General features: G+C 68.3%; 19 protein-coding genes, 1 tRNA gene and 1 pseudogene. 11 read left to right on the plus strand and 10 right to left on the minus strand.

Going from position 1 to position 20,525, the window contains the following annotated elements; genetic code table 11:
• Window positions 1-5: 5 nt before the first annotated feature.
• From QMO76_RS35330 to QMO76_RS10105, 6 genes and pseudogenes are all read left to right on the plus strand, one after another.
• Window positions 6-182: pseudogene (locus tag QMO76_RS35330) on the plus strand (hypothetical protein); the annotation flags it as partial.
• Window positions 183-191: 9 nt separating this feature from the next.
• Window positions 192-602, plus strand: a complete 411-nt coding sequence (locus tag QMO76_RS10085) for a WD40 repeat domain-containing protein (RefSeq protein ID WP_306360935.1) — start codon at window positions 192-194, stop codon at window positions 600-602.
• Between the two features lie 93 nt (window positions 603-695).
• Window positions 696-1,280: a TetR/AcrR family transcriptional regulator gene (locus QMO76_RS10090; protein ID WP_306360936.1), complete on the plus strand. Its 585-nt coding sequence runs from the start codon at window positions 696-698 to the stop codon at window positions 1,278-1,280.
• Window positions 1,281-1,362: 82 nt separating this feature from the next.
• Window positions 1,363-2,436, plus strand: coding sequence for a medium chain dehydrogenase/reductase family protein (locus QMO76_RS10095; protein ID WP_306360937.1), 1,074 nt, complete (start codon window positions 1,363-1,365; stop codon window positions 2,434-2,436).
• 128 nt (window positions 2,437-2,564) lie between these two features.
• A complete protein-coding gene (locus tag QMO76_RS10100; RefSeq protein WP_306360938.1) occupies window positions 2,565-4,100 on the plus strand; it encodes an FAD-dependent monooxygenase in 1,536 nt (511 codons plus the stop codon).
• 398 nt (window positions 4,101-4,498) lie between these two features.
• On the plus strand, window positions 4,499-6,088 hold the full coding sequence (locus QMO76_RS10105) for a Na+/H+ antiporter NhaC family protein (RefSeq protein WP_306360939.1): 1,590 nt from the start codon (window positions 4,499-4,501) through the stop codon (window positions 6,086-6,088).
• A 129-nt stretch (window positions 6,089-6,217) separates the two neighbouring features.
• Here the strand turns inward: QMO76_RS10105 and QMO76_RS10110 are convergent, their stop codons facing one another.
• Window positions 6,218-7,042 (minus strand): helix-turn-helix transcriptional regulator, encoded by an 825-nt coding sequence (locus tag QMO76_RS10110; protein ID WP_306360940.1) that lies wholly within the window; start codon window positions 7,040-7,042, stop codon window positions 6,218-6,220.
• A gap of 110 nt (window positions 7,043-7,152) precedes the next feature.
• Between QMO76_RS10110 and QMO76_RS10115 the strand changes: the two genes are divergently transcribed.
• Both QMO76_RS10115 and QMO76_RS10120 read left to right on the plus strand, forming a co-directional pair.
• The gene (locus tag QMO76_RS10115; protein ID WP_306360941.1) at window positions 7,153-8,373 is read left to right on the plus strand and encodes an epoxide hydrolase family protein; all 1,221 of its coding nucleotides are present in this window, start codon (window positions 7,153-7,155) and stop codon (window positions 8,371-8,373) included.
• Window positions 8,374-8,552: 179 nt separating this feature from the next.
• Window positions 8,553-8,969 carry a VOC family protein gene (locus tag QMO76_RS10120; RefSeq protein WP_306360942.1) on the plus strand — a complete coding sequence of 139 codons (417 nt, stop codon included), beginning with the start codon at window positions 8,553-8,555 and terminating at the stop codon, window positions 8,967-8,969.
• A 58-nt stretch (window positions 8,970-9,027) separates the two neighbouring features.
• Here the strand turns inward: QMO76_RS10120 and QMO76_RS10125 are convergent, their stop codons facing one another.
• The 9 genes from QMO76_RS10125 to QMO76_RS10165 form a co-directional block, all read right to left on the minus strand.
• The gene (locus QMO76_RS10125) at window positions 9,028-9,171 is read right to left on the minus strand and encodes a hypothetical protein (RefSeq protein WP_306360943.1); all 144 of its coding nucleotides are present in this window, start codon (window positions 9,169-9,171) and stop codon (window positions 9,028-9,030) included.
• Between the two features lie 232 nt (window positions 9,172-9,403).
• Window positions 9,404-9,477 (minus strand) — tRNA-Leu (locus tag QMO76_RS10130).
• Between the two features lie 163 nt (window positions 9,478-9,640).
• A complete protein-coding gene (locus QMO76_RS10135; protein ID WP_306360944.1) occupies window positions 9,641-10,540 on the minus strand; it encodes a cutinase family protein in 900 nt (299 codons plus the stop codon).
• 256 nt (window positions 10,541-10,796) lie between these two features.
• Window positions 10,797-12,260, minus strand: coding sequence for a peptide MFS transporter (locus tag QMO76_RS10140; protein ID WP_306360945.1), 1,464 nt, complete (start codon window positions 12,258-12,260; stop codon window positions 10,797-10,799).
• Window positions 12,261-12,378: 118 nt separating this feature from the next.
• The gene (locus QMO76_RS10145; RefSeq protein ID WP_306360946.1) at window positions 12,379-13,353 is read right to left on the minus strand and encodes a Ppx/GppA phosphatase family protein; all 975 of its coding nucleotides are present in this window, start codon (window positions 13,351-13,353) and stop codon (window positions 12,379-12,381) included.
• Window positions 13,354-13,379: 26 nt separating this feature from the next.
• Window positions 13,380-13,919, minus strand: a complete 540-nt coding sequence (locus QMO76_RS10150; protein ID WP_306360948.1) for a DUF501 domain-containing protein — start codon at window positions 13,917-13,919, stop codon at window positions 13,380-13,382.
• A complete protein-coding gene (locus QMO76_RS10155; RefSeq protein ID WP_306360949.1) occupies window positions 13,916-14,488 on the minus strand; it encodes a septum formation initiator family protein in 573 nt (190 codons plus the stop codon). Before QMO76_RS10155 ends, QMO76_RS10150 begins: the two co-directional genes overlap by 4 nt.
• Window positions 14,489-14,549: 61 nt before the next feature.
• Complete coding sequence (eno, locus tag QMO76_RS10160) at window positions 14,550-15,836, minus strand: phosphopyruvate hydratase (protein ID WP_306360950.1); 1,287 nt, start codon at window positions 15,834-15,836, stop codon at window positions 14,550-14,552.
• A 112-nt stretch (window positions 15,837-15,948) separates the two neighbouring features.
• Window positions 15,949-16,707, minus strand: coding sequence for a lytic transglycosylase domain-containing protein (locus QMO76_RS10165; protein ID WP_372341940.1), 759 nt, complete (start codon window positions 16,705-16,707; stop codon window positions 15,949-15,951).
• Between the two features lie 225 nt (window positions 16,708-16,932).
• On the opposite strand from QMO76_RS10165, the gene QMO76_RS10170 reads away from it, so the two are divergent.
• From QMO76_RS10170 to QMO76_RS10180, 3 genes are all read left to right on the plus strand, one after another.
• Window positions 16,933-18,006: a TauD/TfdA family dioxygenase gene (locus tag QMO76_RS10170; RefSeq protein ID WP_306360951.1), complete on the plus strand. Its 1,074-nt coding sequence runs from the start codon at window positions 16,933-16,935 to the stop codon at window positions 18,004-18,006.
• Between the two features lie 30 nt (window positions 18,007-18,036).
• A complete protein-coding gene (locus QMO76_RS10175) occupies window positions 18,037-18,999 on the plus strand; it encodes an ornithine cyclodeaminase family protein (RefSeq protein WP_306361143.1) in 963 nt (320 codons plus the stop codon).
• A 64-nt stretch (window positions 19,000-19,063) separates the two neighbouring features.
• Complete coding sequence (locus tag QMO76_RS10180) at window positions 19,064-20,446, plus strand: Y4yA family PLP-dependent enzyme (protein WP_306360952.1); 1,383 nt, start codon at window positions 19,064-19,066, stop codon at window positions 20,444-20,446.
• Window positions 20,447-20,525 lie beyond the last annotated feature (79 nt).

Here is a 20,525-nt window from a genome sequence, read left to right on the forward strand (position 1 = left end):
ATCTCAGTCCCGGTGGCCGATGGCTCGCCACCGCCGATGGCGACGCCCTCATCCGAATCTGGGATGCCGAGAGCGGTCGCGGTCGGGGACAGCCGATCACCCCGGAGGCCCCACTGGGCACGCTCGCCATCAGCGCGGACGGTGAGCGCGTTGCCACCGGTGGGAGCGATGGCAGGGTATGGATCTGGCAGGTGGAGACCGGTGAGACCGTTGCCGGACCGATGTCCGGCCATCGCGGCGGCGTGGTGAACGCCGCGTTCAGCCCGAACGGCAAGTGGCTGGTTACGGTCGACCAGGATGGAGCCGCTCGGCTCTGGGACGCCGAAACGGGCAGCGCCAGGGGCAGTTCCCAAGGTAGCTCCCGCTACATCCTCGACTCGCTGTCGAACGTCCTTGCCTTCCGCCCGGAAGGCAATGCCTTCGTGGCGACCGATATCGAGGGGATCGTCCGCGAATGGCCGGTGTTCGAATCCGTCCCGGCGGAACTCTGCGGCAAGCTGTCCGAGAATATGAGCCGAAAAGCCTGGCGCGAATGGGTTTCCGTGGACATCGAATACCGTCAGCCCTGCGCCGATCTCCCGATCGCGCCGGAGGGCCCCTGACCGGAGTACTCCGAGCGCACGACCGGCGTTGTCGATCACCCGGTGGACACAGCGGGAGTGACAGCGACCAAGAGTGAGTGTACAGTCACTCACATGACCAGGCGAGCCACTCTCTCCACAGCCGAGATGCGGCGTGCGGCTGTTGTCGACGCGGCGATCGAGGAGTTCGCGCGTGCCGGCTACCACGGCACGCCCATCGCCGACGTCGCGACCCGGGCCGGGATTTCCCCCGCTTATGTGTTCAAGCTGTTTCCCGGCAAGATCGCACTGTTCGTCGCGGCGCTGGATCGGTGTTTCGAACTGGTGGAGCAGGCCCTGGCCGCCGCGGCCGCGACATCCGCGGGCCACGCTCCGGAGGAGATCCTGTACCGGATGGGCGGCGCCTACGCCGACCTCATTGCGGACAACAAGCTGCTGATGCTCCAGGTCCACGCGCAGTCGGTCGCCGAGGTCCCCGAAATCGCCGACGCCATGCGCCGGGGGCTCGCGCGAGTCACCGAACTCGCCAAGGCGCGCTCGGGCGCCGAAGACGAACAGGTCCAGCGGTTCATCGCCTTCGGACAACTCTGCCACCTCATCACGACGCTGGACATCGACGACCACCAGGGCACCTGGGCGGAGATCCTCTCCGCCGGGATCCGCCATCCCAACAGGCCCGGCACCCGCCACCAGAACTAGCCGCTCGACGACTCTGCGAACTCGAGCTTCTCCCATTCACTCAGAGTGATTGACCAGTCACACACCGCAGGAGGAAGAGCCCATGAATCCCGAAACCACACGGACGGTCACCACCGAGGAGGTCGTCCTGCCCGGTCGAGTCGAACCGGACGGTCTTAAGCTGGTCACACGTCAGCTCTCGGCTCCCGGCACCGGTCAGACGCTGGTTCGCGTGCAGGCCACGGGTATTTCCTTTGCCGAGCAGCAGATGCGTCGCGGAAAGTATTTCGACCAGCCGCCGTTCCCGTTCGTGCCGGGCTACGACCTCGTCGGTGAGATCGTCGCTGTCGGCGAGGGGGTGGCACCCGCCCTGCTCGGCCGGCGCGTCGCGGCGCTGACGAAGGTCGGCGGATGGCGCAGCCACATCCTGCTCGACGCCGCCGACCTGGTTCCGGTGCCCGACGGCCTCGACGCCGCCACGGCGGAAACACTCATCGTCAACGGGGTCACCGCCTGGCGGATGCTGCACCGGGTCGCCGAAACTCGAAGTGGACAAACGATTCTGGTGCACGGCGCCAACGGCGGGGTCGGCTCCACCCTGGTCCAGCTGGCGCGGGCGGCCGGAATCACCGTGGTCGGCACCGCGTCCGAACGCCATGCCGAGGCGGTGCGCGCACTGGGCGCGCACTGGGTCGACTATCGCGGCGATATCCCCGCGCAGGTCCGCGCGGTGGCTCCCGGAGGTGTCGACGCGGTCTTCGACCACGTGGGCGGGCCCGGCATCGTCGATTCGTTCCGGCTGCTGGCACCGGGCGGCACGCTGGTGGCCTACGGCACCGCGTCGACCAAGGACGACCGGGGCAACTCCCGGCTTCCGGTGCTGAAGCTGTTCGCCCGGCTGCTGTGGTGGAATGCGTTGCCCAACAACAGGAAGGCGCACTTCTTCAACCTCTGGCAGGGCCACAGGAACATCGCGCGGTATCGAGCACGGCTGCGGGAGGATCTCGGCCGTGTCTTCGACCTGGCCGTCACGGGCCGGATACGGACCCGGGTGGCTGCTCGATTCCCGCTGTCGGAGGTGGCCGAGGCAATGCGACTCGCCGAATCCGGCACTGTCGTCGGCAAAGTGGTGCTCGAGCCATCCGAGAACACCACTCGGAAAGGTTCGGAGAAATGATCTTCCCGGCCGCCCGATCGTTTGCCCTTCTCAAGGTATAGCGTGCCCGGGGGCTTGCGGCAAGACCCGGCTCATGCCGCAGAATTGCCCGGCTACGCCAACGCCTGTGGAAAGAGGGACTTGTCCGAATGCCGGATTATGACGTGATCATCGTGGGTGCCGGTCCGGCCGGGCTGACCCTGGCCACCGAACTGAGCTTGGCCGGCGTGCGCCCCTTGGTGCTGGAGAAGCATCTGGTGCCCCGGGAAACCCAGAAGGCCAGCGGAATCGGCGGGCGAATCCTGGACCTGCTGCGCTACCGCGGGCTGCTGGAGCGCTTCGAAGCTGCCAGCAGCGACCCGAATATCGCGCCCCGGTTCCCGTTCGGCACGCTGCAACTGGACTTCACGCAGCTCGCCGATCCGCCGATGCGCGCGATGCCGATCCCGCAGCACGTCATCGAGCGGCTACTCGACGAACGCGCTCGCGAACTGGGTGCCGAGATTCGCCGTGGGCACGAGGTGCTCGACGTGACCCAGGACGCGGCCGAGGTCACCGCGGCGGTCCGCGGTCCGGAAGGGATGTACCAGCTTCGCGCCGGCTACCTGGTCGGTTGCGACGGCGGCCGCAGCAGGATCCGTGATCTGGCCGGAATTCCGTTCCCGGGCACCACCTATCCCGAGGTCAATCGGCTGGGACAGGTCCGGTTGGGCGACGCGGTCACCGTGCTCGACAACGGCGATATCGAGGTGCCCGGGTTGGGCCGGGTCGCCGCGGGCTTCACCCGCAACGAACGGGGCGTGTTCGCGTTCGCGATCGACCCCGAATCGGGGACGACGAGCCTGATGGCCACCGAGAACGAGACCACCGAATACGACGACGAGGAGCCGCCGACCCTGGCCGAGCTGAGCGACAGTGTGCGCCGGGTGCTCGGCGTCGACCTCCCGATGACGGACCCGAAGCGGCTCTCGCGCTTCACTTTCAAGGATCGGCAGGCGGAGCGGTATCGCCACGGCCGGATTCTGCTGGCCGGCGATGCGGCACACCTGCTGCCCGCCACCGGCACGGCGCTCAATGTCGGGATGCTCGATGCGGTGAACCTGGGCTGGAAACTGGCGGCGGCCGTGCGGGGCCGGGCACCGGAAGGTCTGGTGGACAGCTACCACCACGAGCGGCACATGGCCGGTGGCCGGGCCCGGCTGCAGACCCGGGCGCAGGTGGCGCTGCGTCGCGGCCGCGACGACGCCGACGAAGCGCTGCGCCAGCTCATGCAGGAGTTGCTGCGCGACGAGCCGGCGCTGCGCCGGATGGGTGAACTGGTCGGCCACAGCGACATTCGCTATCCGATGCCGGGCATCGAACACCCGCTGGCCGGGACCTTCGCACCCGATCTCACCCTGCACACCGAAGCCGGCGTCACCAGTGTCGCCGAACTCATGCACAACGCGCGGCCGGTATTCCTCGAACTCGCCGACCGGCCGGAGTTGCGCGCGATCGCTCAGGAGTGGGGTGATGTCGCGGAGATCCGCAGCGGGAAAGCCGAAGACCAGCCCGCCGACGCCCTGCTGATCCGTCCGGACGGCCATCTGGCCTGGGTGGCGGCGATCGACGAACCCGCCGCCACCGCCGCGAACACGCTGCGCGCGGCGCTCACGCACTGGTTCGGATCACCGGACGGCGCGTAATCGCCCGCATCCCAGCACATTCGGCTCGGTCAGCGCCGCCGGGACGGCCGCGCGCCTCCGCTGTCTGCGATGAGGGAGCCGCTCACGATCGTGCTACGTGAGCGGCGGCTTCCGACGCGCTGACCGAATCGACGGGTGATATCCGCAACAGGCTTTTCCCAGGAGCGGGAAGTGTGGGTCGCGCGCTCCTTTGTCACACCAAATATCGTGCCACTATGTGGCGGCACGTTATACAGCGGGAAGCTTTCCTCGGCCGTCGCATAGCACCAGCGCGGCCTCCCCGGGCGCGGATATCACTGCGGCACAAGGTGAATCCGTGGACAGCGGCCGTCTCCCAGCGGGGCTCCGCCCCAGATCGCATCGGAAGGGTCGCCATGTCCACGGATTCCATAGATTCGATGTCCGAGCTCCGAGAAACGAGCGTGGACTCCGCTGCGCCCGTTCCCGAACCGAGCACCGACGCGCCGCCGGGCAAGCCGTCGTTCGCCGGGCGTCTCGGCGGATCGAGCGGCCTCATCGGGGTGATCGTGATCGCGGTCGTTCTGATCGCCCTCGGATTCCTCTCCCCCGGCAGGCTTCCCGGTGAGGGCGAGCATGTGGGCGCATTCAGCCTGCTGCCCGCCCTGGTCACGCTGGTCGTGGTGTTCGCCACCAAGAACGTGGTGGCCGCGCTGTTCCTCGGTGTCGTCACCGGCGGCGTCGTGAGCGCGGAGTACAACATCGTCGACGGTTTCATGCTCCCGTCGCTGGGCACCGTCTCGTTCGCGACCATCCTGCTGGTCTACCTGTGGGCGCTGGGCGGGCTGATCGGCCTGTGGACGCGCACCGGCGGCGCGCAGGCCTTCGCGGAGATGGCGGGCCGCACCCTGGTACGCGGCCCCGTCAGTGCCCGGATCTTCGGCTGGTTGGTGGGCGTGCTGTTCCACCAGGGCGGCACCATCTCGACCATCCTGGCCGGCACCACCGTGCGCCCGCTCACCGACAAGCACAAAGTGTCGAAGGAGGAGGTGACCTACATCGTCGACTCCACCGCCTCGCCGGTCGCGACCGTGCTGCCGTTCAACGCCTGGCCGCTCTACGTGGCGGGCCTGATCGTGGGGACCACGCCGCTGTTCGCCACCGAGGACGACGGCGTCGCGTTCTTCATCAGCTCGATCCCCTTCAACTTCTACGCGATCTTCGCGCTCATCGCGACGCTGCTGTTCGCCTGGGGGAAGCTGCCCTGGGTCGGCGGCGCGATGAAGAAGGCCATCCACCGCGCCCGCACCACCGGACAGCTCAACGCACCGACCGCCAAGCCGATCACCTCCGACGAGCTGGTCACCATGAAGCTGCCCAAGGACTACTCGCCGAGCGTCGCCGACTTCGCCGTCCCGATGGGAGTGTTGCTCTCCGTCGTCGTCGGCTCCTATGCCCTGACCGGAAAGGTGCTCATCGCGCAGGGATTCGGACTTGCGGTGATCACCGCGATCGTGCTGGCGCTGATCAAGGGGCTCCCTCTCGGCGAGGCCATCGAGGGCTTCGTCGACGGCTGCAAGGGCGTGACCGTCGGCGCGCTGATCCTGGCTTTGGCGGTGACGCTCGGCTACGTGTCCAAGCAGCTCGGCACCGCGAACTACATCGTCGAGACCACCTCGAGCTGGGTGGTGGATCCGCTGCTGCCCGCCATCCTCATGGTGATCTGCATGGTGGTGGCATTCTCCATCGGCTCCTCCTGGGGCACCTTCGCGGTCGTCTTCCCGCTCGCGATGCCGCTCGCCTACGCCATCGACCCGAACCCGATCTACCTGCACCTGTGCTTCGGGGCCGTCGTCGGCGGCGCGGTCTTCGGCGACCAGGCCTCCCCCATCTCCGACACGACGATCCTCTCCGCCCTCGCCTGCGGCGGCGACGTCATGGACCACGTGCGAACCCAACTCCCCCTCGCCCTCGCCGCCGCATCCCTCGCCGCGGCGACCTCGACGACGCTGGCGTTCGTCGTGCTGTGAGGGCGTGGCCGCGCGACCGCTGAACAAGGAGGTCGAATTCGTCTCTACGGTGCGGGTGGCGACACCCGCACCGTAGTCCCGCGTCTGCGGGCTCCTCGGCGCCACCCCGCGCGGGCGCTGTGTGCCGGGCTAATGCGCGATCTCGGCGAGTTCGCGCAATGCCGCCGCGGATCGGGTTTCGGGTTCGGCGGTGTAGGTGATCAGCATCTGTCCGGGCTCCCCGGGCAGGCTGGCGGCCTGGAAGGCCAGGGTCAGATCGCCGACCAAGGGATGGTGGAACAGGAAGTGATTGTGCGCCTTGTCGGCGACATCGTAGGTGGCCCAGATATCTCGGAACATCGTGCTCCTCGCCAGCATGTGCTCGATGAGGTGGGTGATGTCGGGATCGCCCGGGTGGCGGCTCAGCTGTAGTCGCAGGAACGCGACATTCTCCTTGCGGCCGATCATGGGGTCGTCGAACAGCGCCTGCATGTCCTCATCGATGAACAGGAAATGCGACCAGTTCCGATCCTCGGCCTTCAGTGCGTCGAAATCGGTGAACATTGTGCACGCCAGTCTGTTCCACGCTATGACGTCGGCCAATGGGCCGATGACATAGGCGGGTGTCTCCGGTGTCGAGTCGAGCAGATGCTGTAGCGCGGGCCGGACGGTGCGCGGCCCCAGCGGGGTCGTCCGGGCCGGGCTGCTCAGATTGCTGAGGTACTCGCGCTCGTCCCGGCTCAGCCGCAGCGCGTCGGCCACCCCCTCCAGCACCTCCCGGGAGACGCCGTGTACGCGGCCCTGTTCCAGCCGCGTGTAATAGTCGACGCCGATATTGGCCAGGGACGCCAGTTCCTCGCGGCGTAACCCGGTGACTCGCCTGCGATTTCCGGTCGGCCGGATGCCCAGGTCCTCGGGCGTGAGGCGACCGCGCCGAGACCTCAGAAACGCGCCCAACTCCGCCCACCGCTCCATGCGACGACCATAACCGTTGCCGTCGTCCTGGTACCGGCAGACCTAGGATATTTCGACCGGGGTGTACCGGGGTACTGGGTAACCGGCCGGCTGATCAACAGGATCGGGGTATGAGCGAAACAACGCAGATCCTCCCGTTCCAGATCGATATCTCACAGCCCGCTCTCGATGACCTCATCGACCGCCTCGCTCGGACCCGTTTGCCCGCAGAGATTCCCGGCGTCGGCTGGAGCCGGGGCGTACCCGCCGACTATCTGCGCGAACTAGCCGACTACTGGCGCGATGAATTCGACTGGCGAGCGCAGGAGGCCCGGCTCAACGCCTTCCCGCAGTACATCACCGAAATCGACGGTCAGAAGCTGCATTTCCTGCACGTCCGATCGCCGGAACCGGATGCGCTGCCGCTGCTTCTGGTACACGGCTGGCCGGGCTCGATCGCCGAATTCACAGAACTCATAGGGCCTTTGACCGATCCGGTGCGGCACGGCGGTGACGCCGCGGATGCCTTCCACGTCATCGTGCCCTCGATTCCGGGATTCGGGTTCTCCGGTCCCGCTACCGATCCCGGTTGGTCATCGCGTCGTATCGCGGCGGCCTTCGCCGAACTGATGAACCGCCTGGACTACGACTCCTATGGCGCGCAGGGCGGTGACATCGGTGCGGGAATCTGCCGCGAACTCGGCCTGATCGATGCCGAACATGTGGTGGCGCTGCATGTCAACGGTGGCCTGTCCTATCCGCAGCTGACGGATGAGGAGGTGTCCCGGCTCAGCGATGCCGAACGCGCGCGTATCGACCGGATGAACGAATTCATGCAGGAGGCGAGCGGCTACCTCGCCATCCAATCGACCCGGCCGCAGACGCTGGCCTACGCGCTCACCGACTCACCGATCGGGCAGTTGGCGTGGATCGTGGACAAGTACAACGACTTCACCAATCTGGACAAGCTGCCGCATGATGCGGTCGGCCGCGATGTGCTGCTCACCCAGGTGAGCATCTACTGGTTCACCGGCACCGCCGGTTCATCGGCCGCCGCGTACTACGAGGATGCGCACTCGGGGGCGGGTTGGGGCCTGCCCGAACCGTCGACCGTGCCGACCGCCGTTGCCCAGTTCACCATCCAGGATGTCGCCATCCGCGACTACGACGAACGCGCCAACAATATCGTCGCCTGGACCGAGTACGACCGCGGCGGGCATTTCGCCGCCATGGAAGCGCCGGACCTGCTGCTCGCCGACATCCGCGACTGTTACCGCACCAGGCGTCAGCCCGCCGTCGGCTCGGCGACGGCCCAGTCGTCTCGGCCCGGCCGCCGGGAGCACGATGGATAAGCAGATGTAATCACCAGCTACGGAATTTCCGTGTTGTTCCGGCTACGCGTAGCGGGCAGTCTCGAGTTCGGCTCGCACGAAATCCGCTGCGGGACAGATCGGGACCCGGATCAACTACACCCCCGCCCCGGACATGCAGGGCGGCAACACCATACACCTACGAACTAAGGGATACCCTCATGAAACTCACCAGCTTCTATCCGGTCATCGGTACATCGCGAATCCAGGAGTCCCGTGACTTCTACACCAGGCTGTTCGGGTTCGACGTCACCTTCGAAGCCGACTGGTATGTGAGCCTGCGTCGGCAGGGCGAGCAGCCGTACGAACTGGCCCTGCTCGACTACACCCACCCGACGGTTCCCGAGGCCTACCGCAAACCCGTACAGGGGCTGCTCCTCAACTTCGAGGTCGAGGACGTGGACGCGGAGTGGGAACGGCTCGTCGTCAACGAAGGACTCCATCCCGAACTGGAGTTGCGCAGCGAGGAATTCGGGCAGCGACACTTCATCGTGGCCGACCCCAACGGTGTGCTGATCGACGTGATCACCGAGATCGAGCCCGTCGGGGAGTTCGCCACACAGTTCACCAATCCGTGATGAGATTCAGGGACGAACGGGGTTCTACGACAGCCCCCTCTGCGCGGCCAACCGCAGGTCAGCGGTGCTTACCACCCTTTTTCTCGAAGCCTTCGATCGCGGATTGCGGATTGGTGGATTTGGCCTTCTTCTCCGCTCGTTTCTCCTTCAGGGTTTTGCCCTGAGCCTTGGACATCTTGCTACGCGGAGATTTGTCGGACAACTGGTTGGTCCTTTGTTCGGAAGGCCTCGACGGCCTCGTTGCCTCGACCCTACGCCACCCCGGGGCATCCCCGTTCCGGATCGAGGCAGGCGGCCGTCGAGGCGTGCCGAAACCGACGGGGTACCGTACCTGCCGGGCCGATGTGGCCTAGGGGCGCAGGTACGGTCGCGTCGTTCGACGGCGCGACGAACACGAACGCCCGCTGACTCGAGCGTCTCCCAGAGCCGTCTCGTGCCCCCGGTCGGGCTCGAACCGACACTGGGCGGATTTTAAGTCCGCTGCCTCTGCCAATTGGGCTACGGGGGCGCGGGGTCAGCCTACCGAGCCGTACGGTTGTGCCGGAATCTTCTGGGGGTGGATTCGGGTGGGTGTCTCAGGTGCGCCGTGGGGTCGCGGCCGGGGGGCGTTGTTGGGTGCGCCAGCCGGGTGCCGACCCGTGCCGGGCTGGCACCCGGCACGGGTGCGCGGGTCAGGCGGTCCGGGCTATGCCGGTGAGCCAGTTGCGGAGCCAGGTGGTGGCGGTGGTGCCGTTGGCGTCCACCACGTAGGCGGGGTAGGAGTGGTGGACTCCGGAGCGGTAGAACTCCTCCACCTGGCGAGCCCACTGTTCGCTGGCGGGGTCGTCGGCGGGGGCGGTGAGGATGGCGTTCCAGCCGGGGGTGAGGGCCTCGCCGAGGATGGCTTGCAGGGTGAGGGCGTAGTTGCCGAACTGGAGGGGGTCGGGGGCGGAGAGTTGGGTGAGGAAGCCGGCGAAGCGGCCCGCCAGGTCGTCGGTGGGGACCGAGCAGTAGAGATCGCCCGCGGCGCAGATGGTGCGGACCTTGGGGGCGAGCCAGCCGAAGCCGCCCACGCGCGCGCCGCCCGCACCGGCGCCGGGGACGGGCGGGCCGATCAGGATGTCGGTGGGTGAGCGGCGGGGGTCGGAGAGCAGGCCGACTGCGACCACGCGGTCGGGCGGGATCACGCCGAGGCCGGTGCCGATCTCGGCGGCCAGGTCACCGGCGGCGTCCGCGCCCTGGCTGTAGCCGAGCAGGGCGAAACGTGTTGCGCCGCAGCGGGCCGCCCGGTCGGCGATCAGGGCACGTGCGGCATCGACGGCCTCCCGCTTGGAGCGGCCGTAGACCTCGCCCTCCCAGGGCAGGGCGGTGGCCGCGTAGCTGACGTAGTCGGTGCGCACGCTGCTGGGCAGGCCGTTGGTCACCAGGGACAACATGCCCTGCTTCGGGTCTTCCCGGGAGGTCTCCCAGGTGCCGGGCACCGCGATGACGTTCAGGGCGGGGCAATCACCCGGCGCGGCTTCCGCGCGGGGTGCTCCCGTCGCCCACACCATGCCCGCCGCCACCGCGGCCGCGACAGCGATACCGGCCATACGGAACGCACGCGTTCCGCGCCGAAGCCCAGTTGCTCGCAACGACAAGGCCACACTCCTTGCTCGAGTTCTCCGCACGCAGCGGATCAAACATCCACACCGCGTGGATCGCGACATTGCGGACATCCACGCCCAGCCGACGGCCGAACCGACCGTAGCGAACTTCAGGCTTCCCGCGAAAGTGCTTTGCGCAGGTATTAACGATCCGTTCGGCCGGAGGTGGCGATCGCGATCGTCACCTCCGGCGCCGGATCGGTCAGTGCACGCCCTCCATGAGGCGGCTCACCCGGGGTGCGATGAACCAGACGGCCACACCCACGGCGATGGTTATCACACCGGTGATGCCGAAGTAGGCCAGTTCGTGCGCGGGGTCGTAGTACTTCGACAGCACACCCGACATGGAGGTGCCCATGCCGACGGAGAAGAAGTACAGGGCCATCATCTGCGCGCGGAAGGCGTTGGGGGCCAGCTTCGTCGTCACCGACAGGCCGATGGGCGAGAGCATCAACTCGGAGACCGCGAACGCGCCCAGCACCACGAAGACGAACAGGATCGGCACGGACTTGCCCTCGGTCCCGGAGAAGAGGGTGAAGAGCATGAAGGCAGCGCCCATACCGATCACGCCGATGGCGAACTTGCGCGGCGTGCTCGGCGCGCGGTTCCCCAGCCGCGTCCACATGACGGCGAACAGCGGCGACAGCGCGATGATCCACACCGGTTCCATGGAGCCGACCCAGTTCGACGGCGCGGTCCAGCCGAAGACGTTCCAGTCGATGCGCTCGTCGGAGTACACCGCCAGCACGGTGAAGATCTGCTGGAACAGCGACCAGAACACCGCGTTGGCGATGAACAGCGGAATGTAGGCCCGCACCCGCACCCGCTCGATCGGCTCCACCTTGGCGCTGGTGAGCATGATGACGAAGTACGCGATGGAGGCCAGCACGATCACCCCGGTGGTGACGTCGGGCAGATTGCCGAGAGTGAGCAGCCCGGTCACCCACGCGACCACGACCACCACGGCGAATACGACCACCGCACCCACCGTGCGCGGAATCTCGGGGCGCGGCAGCGGATTCGGCACCTCGCGGCCGTGGTCGCCGAGATTGCGGCGGAAGACCACGTACTGCGTCAGACCCAGCGCCATGCCGATGGCGGCCGCACCGAAGCCGTAGTGGAAGCCGACATGCGATTGCAGCAGACCGGTGATGAGCGGGCCGGCGAAGGCACCGAGATTGATGCCCAGATAGAAGAGGGTGAAGCCGCCGTCCGCGCGGGCGTCACCCTTGGCGTAGAGGGTGCCGAGCAGCGAGGAGGCATTGGCCTTGAGCGCGCCGGAACCGAGCGCCACCAGCACCAGGCCGACCGCGACGCCCGCCAGGTCCGGGATGATCGCCAGCGCGATATGGCCCGCCACGACGACGACGCCGCCGTAGAAGACGGTGCGCTCCATGCCGAGCACCCGGTCGGCGAGCCAGCCGCCGAGCACGGTGGAGAGATAGACGAGACCGCCGTACGCCCCGACGATGCCGGTGGCGGTCGCCTTCGGCATGTCGAGACCACCCTCGGTGGTCGAGTAGTACAGGTAGTAACCCAGGATCGTGAGCATGCCGTAGAACGAGAAGCGTTCCCAGAGCTCCACGCCGAACAGATTCGCGAGGCCGATGGGGTGTCCGAACAGGGTGCGCTCGGATCCCTCCTTCGCGAGAGGTGTAGCTGTCATGTGCGTCACCCTCCCATATTGGGCAATTGAACAGCAACATCGGGGACGCACCCCCGTCACCGCTTGTTCAACCGCACAAATGGGCCGCGACCTGGGCGGTCGCGGCCATAGAGCGATCCTATCGCCGGGGTGCGACCGACAGCGCGATGCCGTCCAGGATGTCGTGCTCGCTCACGATCAGCGCGTCGATTCCGGCGCGGCGCGCCAACTCGTCCGCCAGCACCTCGGTGATCACCGCGCCGCCGCCGATGACGTCCACCCGGCCCGGATGCATCGGGCCCAGCGCCGCCCGCTCGTCGTGCGTCATACCGATCAGCCGATCGCAGACGGCCCGCACCTCCGGCAGCGTCAGGCGCGTGAGATGCACCTTCTCCGAATCGTATTCGGGCAGATCGAGGGCGACTGCCGCCAGTGTGGTCATGGTCCCGGCCACGCCGACCCAGGTGCGGGCGCGCTCCACCGGCACCACGCCGAACGCCTGCGCCAGCCGCTCGGAGGCGAAGAAGCGCCCGGACGCGACCTCCTCCGGCGTCGGCGGATCGCCGCGCAGGCAGCGCTCGGTGATCCGCACGCAGCCGATATCGGCCGAATAGGCCGCCCGCACACCGGAACCGTCGCCCAGCACCACCTCGGTGGACCCGCCACCGAGATCGACCACCACGAAAGGCCCGTCCGCACTGGACAATTCACCGACGGCACCGGCGAAGGACAGCCGGGCCTCCTCGTCGCCGGTGATCACCTCGGCCTGCGCGCCCGGCACCACGCGGCCCAGTTCCTCCCGGGTCATGGCGAAGAAGTCCTCGCGATTGCTCGCGTCGCGGGTGGCGGAGGTGGCGACCATGCGCACCCGCGAGACCCCGGCGTCGAGCATGAGGTCCACGTAGTCGTGCAGGGCGGCGCGGGTGCGCTCGATGGCCTCGGGGTGCAGCGAGCCGGTGGCGTCCACCCCCTGCCCGAGCCGCACGATCCGCATCTCCCGGTGCACATCGGTCAGATGCGGCGTCGCCGACGCCTCCCCGGCCGGGGCGACATCGGCGATCAGTAGTCGGATGGAATTGGTGCCGCAGTCGACGGCGGCGATCCGGTCGGTCATGAGTTACTCCTCCGATACTCCTCCGGCTACTCCACGGCGGCCGAATCGGTTCCGTACTCTTCGTATTTCGGCCAGTCCGCGGGAATCGCGGTGCCGCGCAAGCCATGATCGGCGGCCAGCGCCACCGCTTCGTCGCCGAGCGGATTGACCCCCGGCCCCTTGGCCAGCGAGTGCGCGATCAGCACGTGCAGGCACTTCACCCGGTCGGGCATGCCGCCACCGGCGAAGTCGGTGCCGAGCGATTCGATGGCGTCCCGCTCGGCGAGGTAGCCCTCGTATGCCGTGCGGTAGGCGGCGGCCAATTCGGTGTCGCGCCCCAGCCGCTCGGTCATCTCGCGCATGATGCCGGTGGTCTCCAACCGGCTGGCCTCGGCGGTGAGCCGGGGATCGGTCAGGTAGAACAGCGTCGGGAACGGCGTGCCGTCGGGCAGCTTGGGTGCGGTCTTCACGACGGCGGGCACACCGTCGGGGGTGCGGTAGGCGATGGCGAGCACCCCGCGCGGGGCGCGCCCCAGCTGCTCGGCGACGATCTCGAGATCCCGGTCGGTGGGCTCTTCGTACGTCACCCGGGTGCTCCTTCCTGCGTGGGGGTAGGTTGCGGCTCGGAGATGCTGCGCCACAGCTCGGTGTACCAGGGGTCGGGTTCCCGAGGCTTGGTGGTCTGGCTCGGCACCGCCGGTTGTTCGATACCGGGCACCTGCACGATGTAGGGGGTTTCGCCGGGCATCACCAGCCGCAGCCGGTCCCGCGCCTCGGCTCGGATGTAGGCCGGATCCTGTTGCTGCGCACGGCGATCGCGCAGCTCAGCCACCTCGGCCTCCAGTTGCGCCCGCTCGGCGGCGAGCTGCTCGGCCTCGGCGCGCTGGCTGAAGTACGTGCGCAGCGGCACCGCCAGGGTGAGGGCGAGGGCCGCGATCACGGCGGCCAGCAGCACCGCCCGGCCGGTGGACAGGCCGAGGATCCGGTGTTCGGACCGTGCGGTTTTCCCGGATTTGGCGGCGCGGCGCGCGGCGGCCCGCTGTCCGGCGGTGGTGCGGCCCTTGCCGCTGGCCGCCGGCCGGGATTTGGCGGATCGCGACGAGCGGCGGTCCCCGCGTCCGGCCGGACTGGTACCGCGCGCTCGCCGCTCCGTCATCTCACACCTCGAAACTCAGCCGATTCGACACCTCGTGCCCGATTGTCCCGAGCCCGATTATTCAGCCTTCGAACGCGAAACGCGGGAAGGCGACATCACCGGCGTAGCGCGCCGAGTCGCCCAGGGCGTCCTCGATGCGCAGCAGCTGGTTGTACTTGGCCACGCGCTCCGACCGTGCCGGCGCGCCGGTCTTGATCTGGCCGGAGCCGACGGCCACGGCCAGGTCGGCGATGGTGGTGTCCTCGGTCTCGCCGGACCGGTGGCTCATCATGGTCTTGTAGCCGTTGCGGTGGGCCAGGTCCACGGCGTCCAGGGTCTCGGTCAGGGTGCCGATCTGGTTGACCTTCACCAGCAGCGCGTTGGCGGCGCCCTTGGCGATGCCCTCCTCCAGGCGCTCCGGGTTGGTGACGAACAGGTCGTCGCCGACCAGCTGCACCTTGTCGCCGATGGCGTCGGTGAGCGCGACCCAACCGTCCCAGTCGTCCTCGGACAGCGGATCCTCGATGGAGACGATCGGGTAGCCCGACAGCAGCTCGCTGTAGAAATCGTTCATCTCGGCGGCGCTGCGCACGCTGCCCTCGAACTTGTATCCCTCACCGGCGGTGTAGAACTCGGTGGCGGCCACGTCGAGCGCCAGCGCGACGTCACTGCCCAGCTTGTAGCCCGCCTTCTCGATGGCGGAGGCGATGAGGTCCAGCGCGGCGCGGGTGCCCGCGACGTCCGGCGCGAAACCGCCCTCGTCACCCAGACCGGTGGACAGTCCCTGCGACTTCAGCACCGACTTGAGCGAGTGGTAGATCTCGGCACCCCAGCGCAGCGACTCCTTGAAGGTCGGCGCGCCGATCGGGGCGATCATGAATTCCTGCACGTCCACGCCGGTGTCGGCGTGCGCGCCTCCGTTGACGATGTTCATCATGGGCACCGGCAGCACGTGGGCGTTGGGACCGCCGACGTAGCGGAACAGCTCCAGGCCGGAGGATTCGGCGGCGGCGCGGGCCACGGCCAGCGACACGCCCAGCAGGGCGTTCGCTCCGAGGCGGGACTTGTCGGGGGTGCCGTCCAGGTCCAGCAGGGTCTGGTCGACGGTGCGCTGCTCGACCGCGTCCAGGCCGATCACCGCGGGGGCGATCTCGTCCAGCACGCCCTCGACGGCCTTCTGCACACCTTTGCCCTGGTAGCGGCTTCCGCCGTCGCGGAGTTCGACGGCCTCGTGCTCGCCGGTCGACGCGCCGGACGGCACCGCCGCCCGGGTGAGGGTGCCGTCGTCGAGAGCGATCTCGACCTCGACGGTGGGGTTACCACGAGAATCCAGGATCTCGCGAGCTCCGACCTGTTCGATGATGGCCACGAAACGACACTCCTTCGGCTGCTTGCTCGGCAGGTCGCACGGCATGCCCGTGCGGTGCCGAGCCTAACGCAAGTGATCGTGCCGCTGTGGCCCGCCACAAGCGGGCGGCGGCTCAGGCTCTGCGCCCCACGCTGTAGGCCGCCGCGCGGTCGCGCACGGTGTGCATGTAGACGTTGGACCGGTTGTAGGTGAGCAGCGCCCGCTGCCAGCCCTCGGGCCCGGTGAGGTCGCCGCCGCTGGCGCACAGGTAGCGGGCCGCGGTCAGGGCCGCGTCGTCGATGCTGTCCGGGTCGGCGACGCCGTCGCCGTTGGCGTCAACGCCCCAGCGCTGCCAGGTCTCCGGGATGAACTGCATGGGGCCGAGGGCGCGGTCGTAGACGGTGTCCCCGTCGAGTCTGCCGTCGTCGGTGTCCTCGATGCGCGCGACGCCGGGCGAGCCGTCCAGGGGGATCCCGCGAATCGGCGGCGACACGGTGCCGTCCGCGGCGACCTCGGCCCCGCGGTGGGTGCCGTGCCGACTCTCGACGCTCGCGATGCCCGCGATGGTGGTCCAGGCGATACCGCAGTCCGGCCGGGAGCGCGCCATGACGGCGGCGGCATAGCCGTACGCCTCCAGCGACACCACCGGAATGCCGAGCGCGTCGGACCGCTCCTCCGCCCAGCCGCGCAGCTGGAGGGCGGTGCGTCCGGGCGCGTCGATGTCGATGACGGGCAGCGGCGCACCCGGTCCGGGCGGGATACCCTCCGGTATGGGCGTGAGATCCACTGCCCCGCAACCGGTTAGCAGCACGAGAGCGCACGCCGTGCCCAACACGCCGGCGCGGGAGATGACGGCGCCGACGCCGGCCTTCACGAATCGCACGTTATTCATCATCCAGACGAAGCGGCGCGTCGGCCACGATGCGCCGACGCGCCCGTACCGAATCGGCCGAATCCGGAGCGCTGGCAACCTTTCAGCACTACCCTTTCATGCCGACCCGCTATTTCTCTGCGACACGCCGGACGCGAAACACAGGCTAGCCTAACCTCATTAAGCCGTGTACTTTTCACCATCGAACGTCCGCGCACCAACGATGCGAAGAAGGGACAACCCTCGGTGAAAAGCGTTCTCTTCGAACGTAACTCGCTTCACCCCGCCGATATCGAACGACGCGCACTGCCCGCGGCCGCGTCACGATCCATCCGCGACCTCGCCCATGAGATCGCCGTCACACTCGGACACGATCAGGCGATATCCACCACCCTCGCACAGCCGGCGCTGATCCACACGATCGATTCCCGCTACCGGGAACTGCCCGACGCCGTGCACGAGGCCATGCGCGCCCCCGCCACCTCGGCGGGTGTCACCATCATCGGCGATCTACCCGTGGCCGACGCCGAACTCGGCCCCACCCCCATCGACTGGCGGCAGGCCGCGGCCTGGGCGGGCGACCCCGATCGCTGCGCCGCCTCCTTCGAACTCGATATCGCCATGCTGCTGCTGGCGCGCTGCGCCGGTGAGCCGTTCGGCTGGCAGGGCCAGCAGGCGGGACGGCTGGTCAACAACATCGTGCCCAGCCCGGGCCACGAGCAGGAGCAGACCGGGGCCAGCAGCACCACCCTGCTCGCCCCGCACACCGAGGACGCCTTCCACCCCGAGCGCGCGAATCTGCTCATGCTCGGCTGCCTGCGCAATCCGGACCGGGTCGGCACCACGGTGTCATCGGTGCGGCGGGTGCGGCTGGAGACCTGGCAGCGGGAACGGCTGCGGCGAGCGCTGCTGCCGATCCATCCGGACCTGTCCTACGGCAGTGAGCTCCCCACCGCGGCGGCGCCCGCCGTGGCCACGCTGGGCAGCGACGACGAGGCGCTCACCCTGCGTTTCGATCCCGCCTACACCCCGCTCGACGACGCCGACGCCGAATTCCGGGCCGCCTACGACCATTTGGCGCTCGAGCTCGAAAGGGTGTGCATCACCGCGGCTTTGACCCCGGGCGAACTACTGCTGGTGGACAATGACGTTGTGGTGCACGGACGGGTGCCGTTCAAACCCCGGTACGACGGCACCGACCGCTGGCTCAAGCGGGTGAATATCCGGCTGCCCGAGCGGCGTCGGGCCGAGGCCGAGGTCGCCGAGAACGGATACGGTCAGCGCACAGTATCGCCGTTCCGCAACGACTCGAGGAATTAGCACGTGAATACCCGATCCACCCCGCTGCGAGTGCTCAGTCGCAGCGACCTGGCCGATGTCCCGATCAGCCCCGGGGAGGTGGTGCGCGCCGTCGAGGACGCGTATCTCGCCTTCGCGGAAGGTAGTTCGGATAATCCGCGCAAGCTCAGCGTGGCGCATCCGGACGGCTGGTCGGTGGCCTACGCCATGCTCGGCCGCGACGGCCGCCGCCGCGTGGTCGCCATGAAGACCTCGTACAAGTTCGACCCGCATCACGATCGCAGCACCAAGCGGTACTACACCACCATCACGCTCTACGACGACGCCACCGGGCTGCCCATCGCCATGATGGACTGCGCTCGGGTCGGCGCGCTGCGCACACCCGCGGTCTCGGCGCTGCTGGTGCGCGAGACCGTCCGGCCGGGTGCGCGCAGCGTGCTGCTGATCGGCACCGGCACCCAGGGCCGCAACGCCCTGCCACACCTGCTGGCCGCCAACCCGCAGCTCGACCGGCTCATGCTCTACGGCACCCACCCCGAGGGGCTCGAGGCGGTCCAGCGCGAACTGCTGCGTCATCAGCCGCGCGCGGAACTGGAGATCGTCTCCGATCCGCGGGCGGCCGCGCGCGACGCCGACGTCGTGCTCGCCACCGCCGGCCCCGGCACCAAGGTGGCCCTGGAGGCCGATGATCTCGCGCCCGGCGCGGTGACGGTGCTGGTCGGTTACGGGCTGGCCCCCTCCACCCTGGGCCGGGCCGACCGCGTGATCGCCACCAATGCCGAGCAGATGACTCTGACCGGCACCGATATGGCCGATTCCGACGGCCGACTACGTCAGGTCGACGCGGAGCTACCCCAGATCCTCAGCCGCCGCGCGGCCGGACGACTATCCGATGACCAACGCATCTTCGTCTACAACAGCGGTCTCGTGCTCACCGATATCGCGGTGGCGCACGCACTGGCGACGCTCGCGATCGCCGAGGGGCGCGGCACGGAGGTCCGGCTGTGGGACTGACCGGCGACGGGTGCGACAGCGAAAGGGGAGACCGCTGACGGACTTCACGAAAACCCTGGCCCCCGTGGCCGATTCGACCGGCACCGACACCGCCGACTCCGGCTCGTATGTCGACGGTCGCGAGAGCATCACCGCCGCACCGCTGCCCGCCCACCGCGACGACTGGGAGCGGAAGCTGCTGGACCATCCGAATCTCCTGCGCGAGATGGCGTCCGAGATCGGCGGCCCTTTCCACGTCCTGTATCCCGCCCGGGTCGGGCGCAATATCCGAGCTTTCCACCAGGCGTTCGCCACGGCCGGTGTGGTGGGCGCGATCTACTACGGCAAGAAGGCCAACAAGGCGGCCTGCGTCGTCGCCGAATGCGCGGCTCACGGTGCGGGCGTGGATGTCTCGAGCACCGCCGAACTGCGCGCGGCCCTGGCCGGAGGTGTCGACGGCACCGCCCTCATGGTCACCGGACCGGCCAAATCCGATGAGCTGCTGCGCCTCGCGGTACACGAACGCGCGCTCATCGCCATCGACTCGCTCGAGGAACTCGACCGACTGGGCGCGCTGGGCGGTCCGGCACGCGTGGTGCTGCGCGCCCAACCGCCGGATTCCGCCAGTCGTTTCGGGCTGCGCGGCGACCAGTTGGATCTCGCGGTGGCGCAGATCGACCCGCGGGCGATTCGGCTGGAGGGCTTCAGCTTCCATCTCAGCGGCTACGACTACCGGCCCCGCGCGGAACTGGCGGCGGCCTTGCTCGATCGCTGCCGTGAGGCGCGCGGCTGGGGACATCCGGTCACCACCATCTCGATCGGCGGTGGCTTCGGCGTCGACTACGTTCCGGAGGCGGCGTGGACCGCCTTCCGGGCCCGGCTGAGTCCGCGCTGGTTCCACGGCGGCTGGGAACCGAAAGATCTCTACCCCTATCACTTCCCGGAGCCGGGTGCCCGCATGCTGACCCGGGTGCTGGAACACGACGGCCTGGCGCGACGGCTGCGCCGGGAGGGCATCGGCCTGGCCGTGGAGCCCGGCCGCGCCCTGCTGGATCGCGCCGGGAGCACGGTATTCGGCATTCAGGGCGTGAAAGACCTGATCGCCCAAGGGCATTCGTATCTGATGCTCACCGCCGACGGCACCAGTCTCAGCCTGTCCGAGCAGTGGTTCGACAGCGAGTACCTGCCCGATCCGGTGCTGTGGCCGCCGGGACCGGGCACGGTGACCCCGACGTCGGTGGGAGGCGCGTCCTGCCTCGAGGACGACATGATCAGCAGGCGGCGCATTCCACTGCCGCGCGCCGCCCGCACCGGCGATCTGCTGATCTACCCCAATACCGCCGGTTATCAGATGGACTCCAACGAGTCCGCCTTCCACGATCTCGCGATCCCGCCGAAGGTCGTTCTCCGGGACATTCCGGGCGATTCCTACGAATGGTCGGTGGAATCCCGAATTACCGCACGTTAGCCGAAACTCTGGCCGTGGTGGTGCTGACAACTCCATCACCAACGCTTAGGCTTACCTAGCGTTTCAGGCCGTTCGGCCG

Source organism: Nocardia sp. CC227C, from assembly GCF_030767025.1.
Taxonomy (GTDB): domain Bacteria; phylum Actinomycetota; class Actinomycetes; order Mycobacteriales; family Mycobacteriaceae; genus Nocardia.

Excerpts from the sequence above, each read along its gene's own strand:
- QMO76_RS10090 (WP_306360936.1), top strand. The coding sequence starts at position 696 with ATGACCAGGCGAGCCACTCTCTCCACAGCCGAGATGCGGCGTGCGGCT.
- QMO76_RS10095 (WP_306360937.1), top strand. The coding sequence starts at position 1,363 with ATGAATCCCGAAACCACACGGACGGTCACCACCGAGGAGGTCGTCCTG.
- QMO76_RS10100 (WP_306360938.1), top strand. The coding sequence starts at position 2,565 with ATGCCGGATTATGACGTGATCATCGTGGGTGCCGGTCCGGCCGGGCTG.
- QMO76_RS10105 (WP_306360939.1), top strand. The coding sequence starts at position 4,499 with ATGTCCGAGCTCCGAGAAACGAGCGTGGACTCCGCTGCGCCCGTTCCC.
- QMO76_RS10110 (WP_306360940.1), bottom strand. The coding sequence starts at position 7,042 with ATGGAGCGGTGGGCGGAGTTGGGCGCGTTTCTGAGGTCTCGGCGCGGT.
- QMO76_RS10115 (WP_306360941.1), top strand. The coding sequence starts at position 7,153 with ATGAGCGAAACAACGCAGATCCTCCCGTTCCAGATCGATATCTCACAG.
- QMO76_RS10120 (WP_306360942.1), top strand. The coding sequence starts at position 8,553 with ATGAAACTCACCAGCTTCTATCCGGTCATCGGTACATCGCGAATCCAG.
- QMO76_RS10135 (WP_306360944.1), bottom strand. The coding sequence starts at position 10,540 with ATGGCCGGTATCGCTGTCGCGGCCGCGGTGGCGGCGGGCATGGTGTGG.
- QMO76_RS10140 (WP_306360945.1), bottom strand. The coding sequence starts at position 12,260 with ATGACAGCTACACCTCTCGCGAAGGAGGGATCCGAGCGCACCCTGTTC.
- QMO76_RS10145 (WP_306360946.1), bottom strand. The coding sequence starts at position 13,353 with ATGACCGACCGGATCGCCGCCGTCGACTGCGGCACCAATTCCATCCGA.
- QMO76_RS10155 (WP_306360949.1), bottom strand. The coding sequence starts at position 14,488 with ATGACGGAGCGGCGAGCGCGCGGTACCAGTCCGGCCGGACGCGGGGAC.
- QMO76_RS10165 (WP_372341940.1), bottom strand. The coding sequence starts at position 16,707 with ATGAATAACGTGCGATTCGTGAAGGCCGGCGTCGGCGCCGTCATCTCC.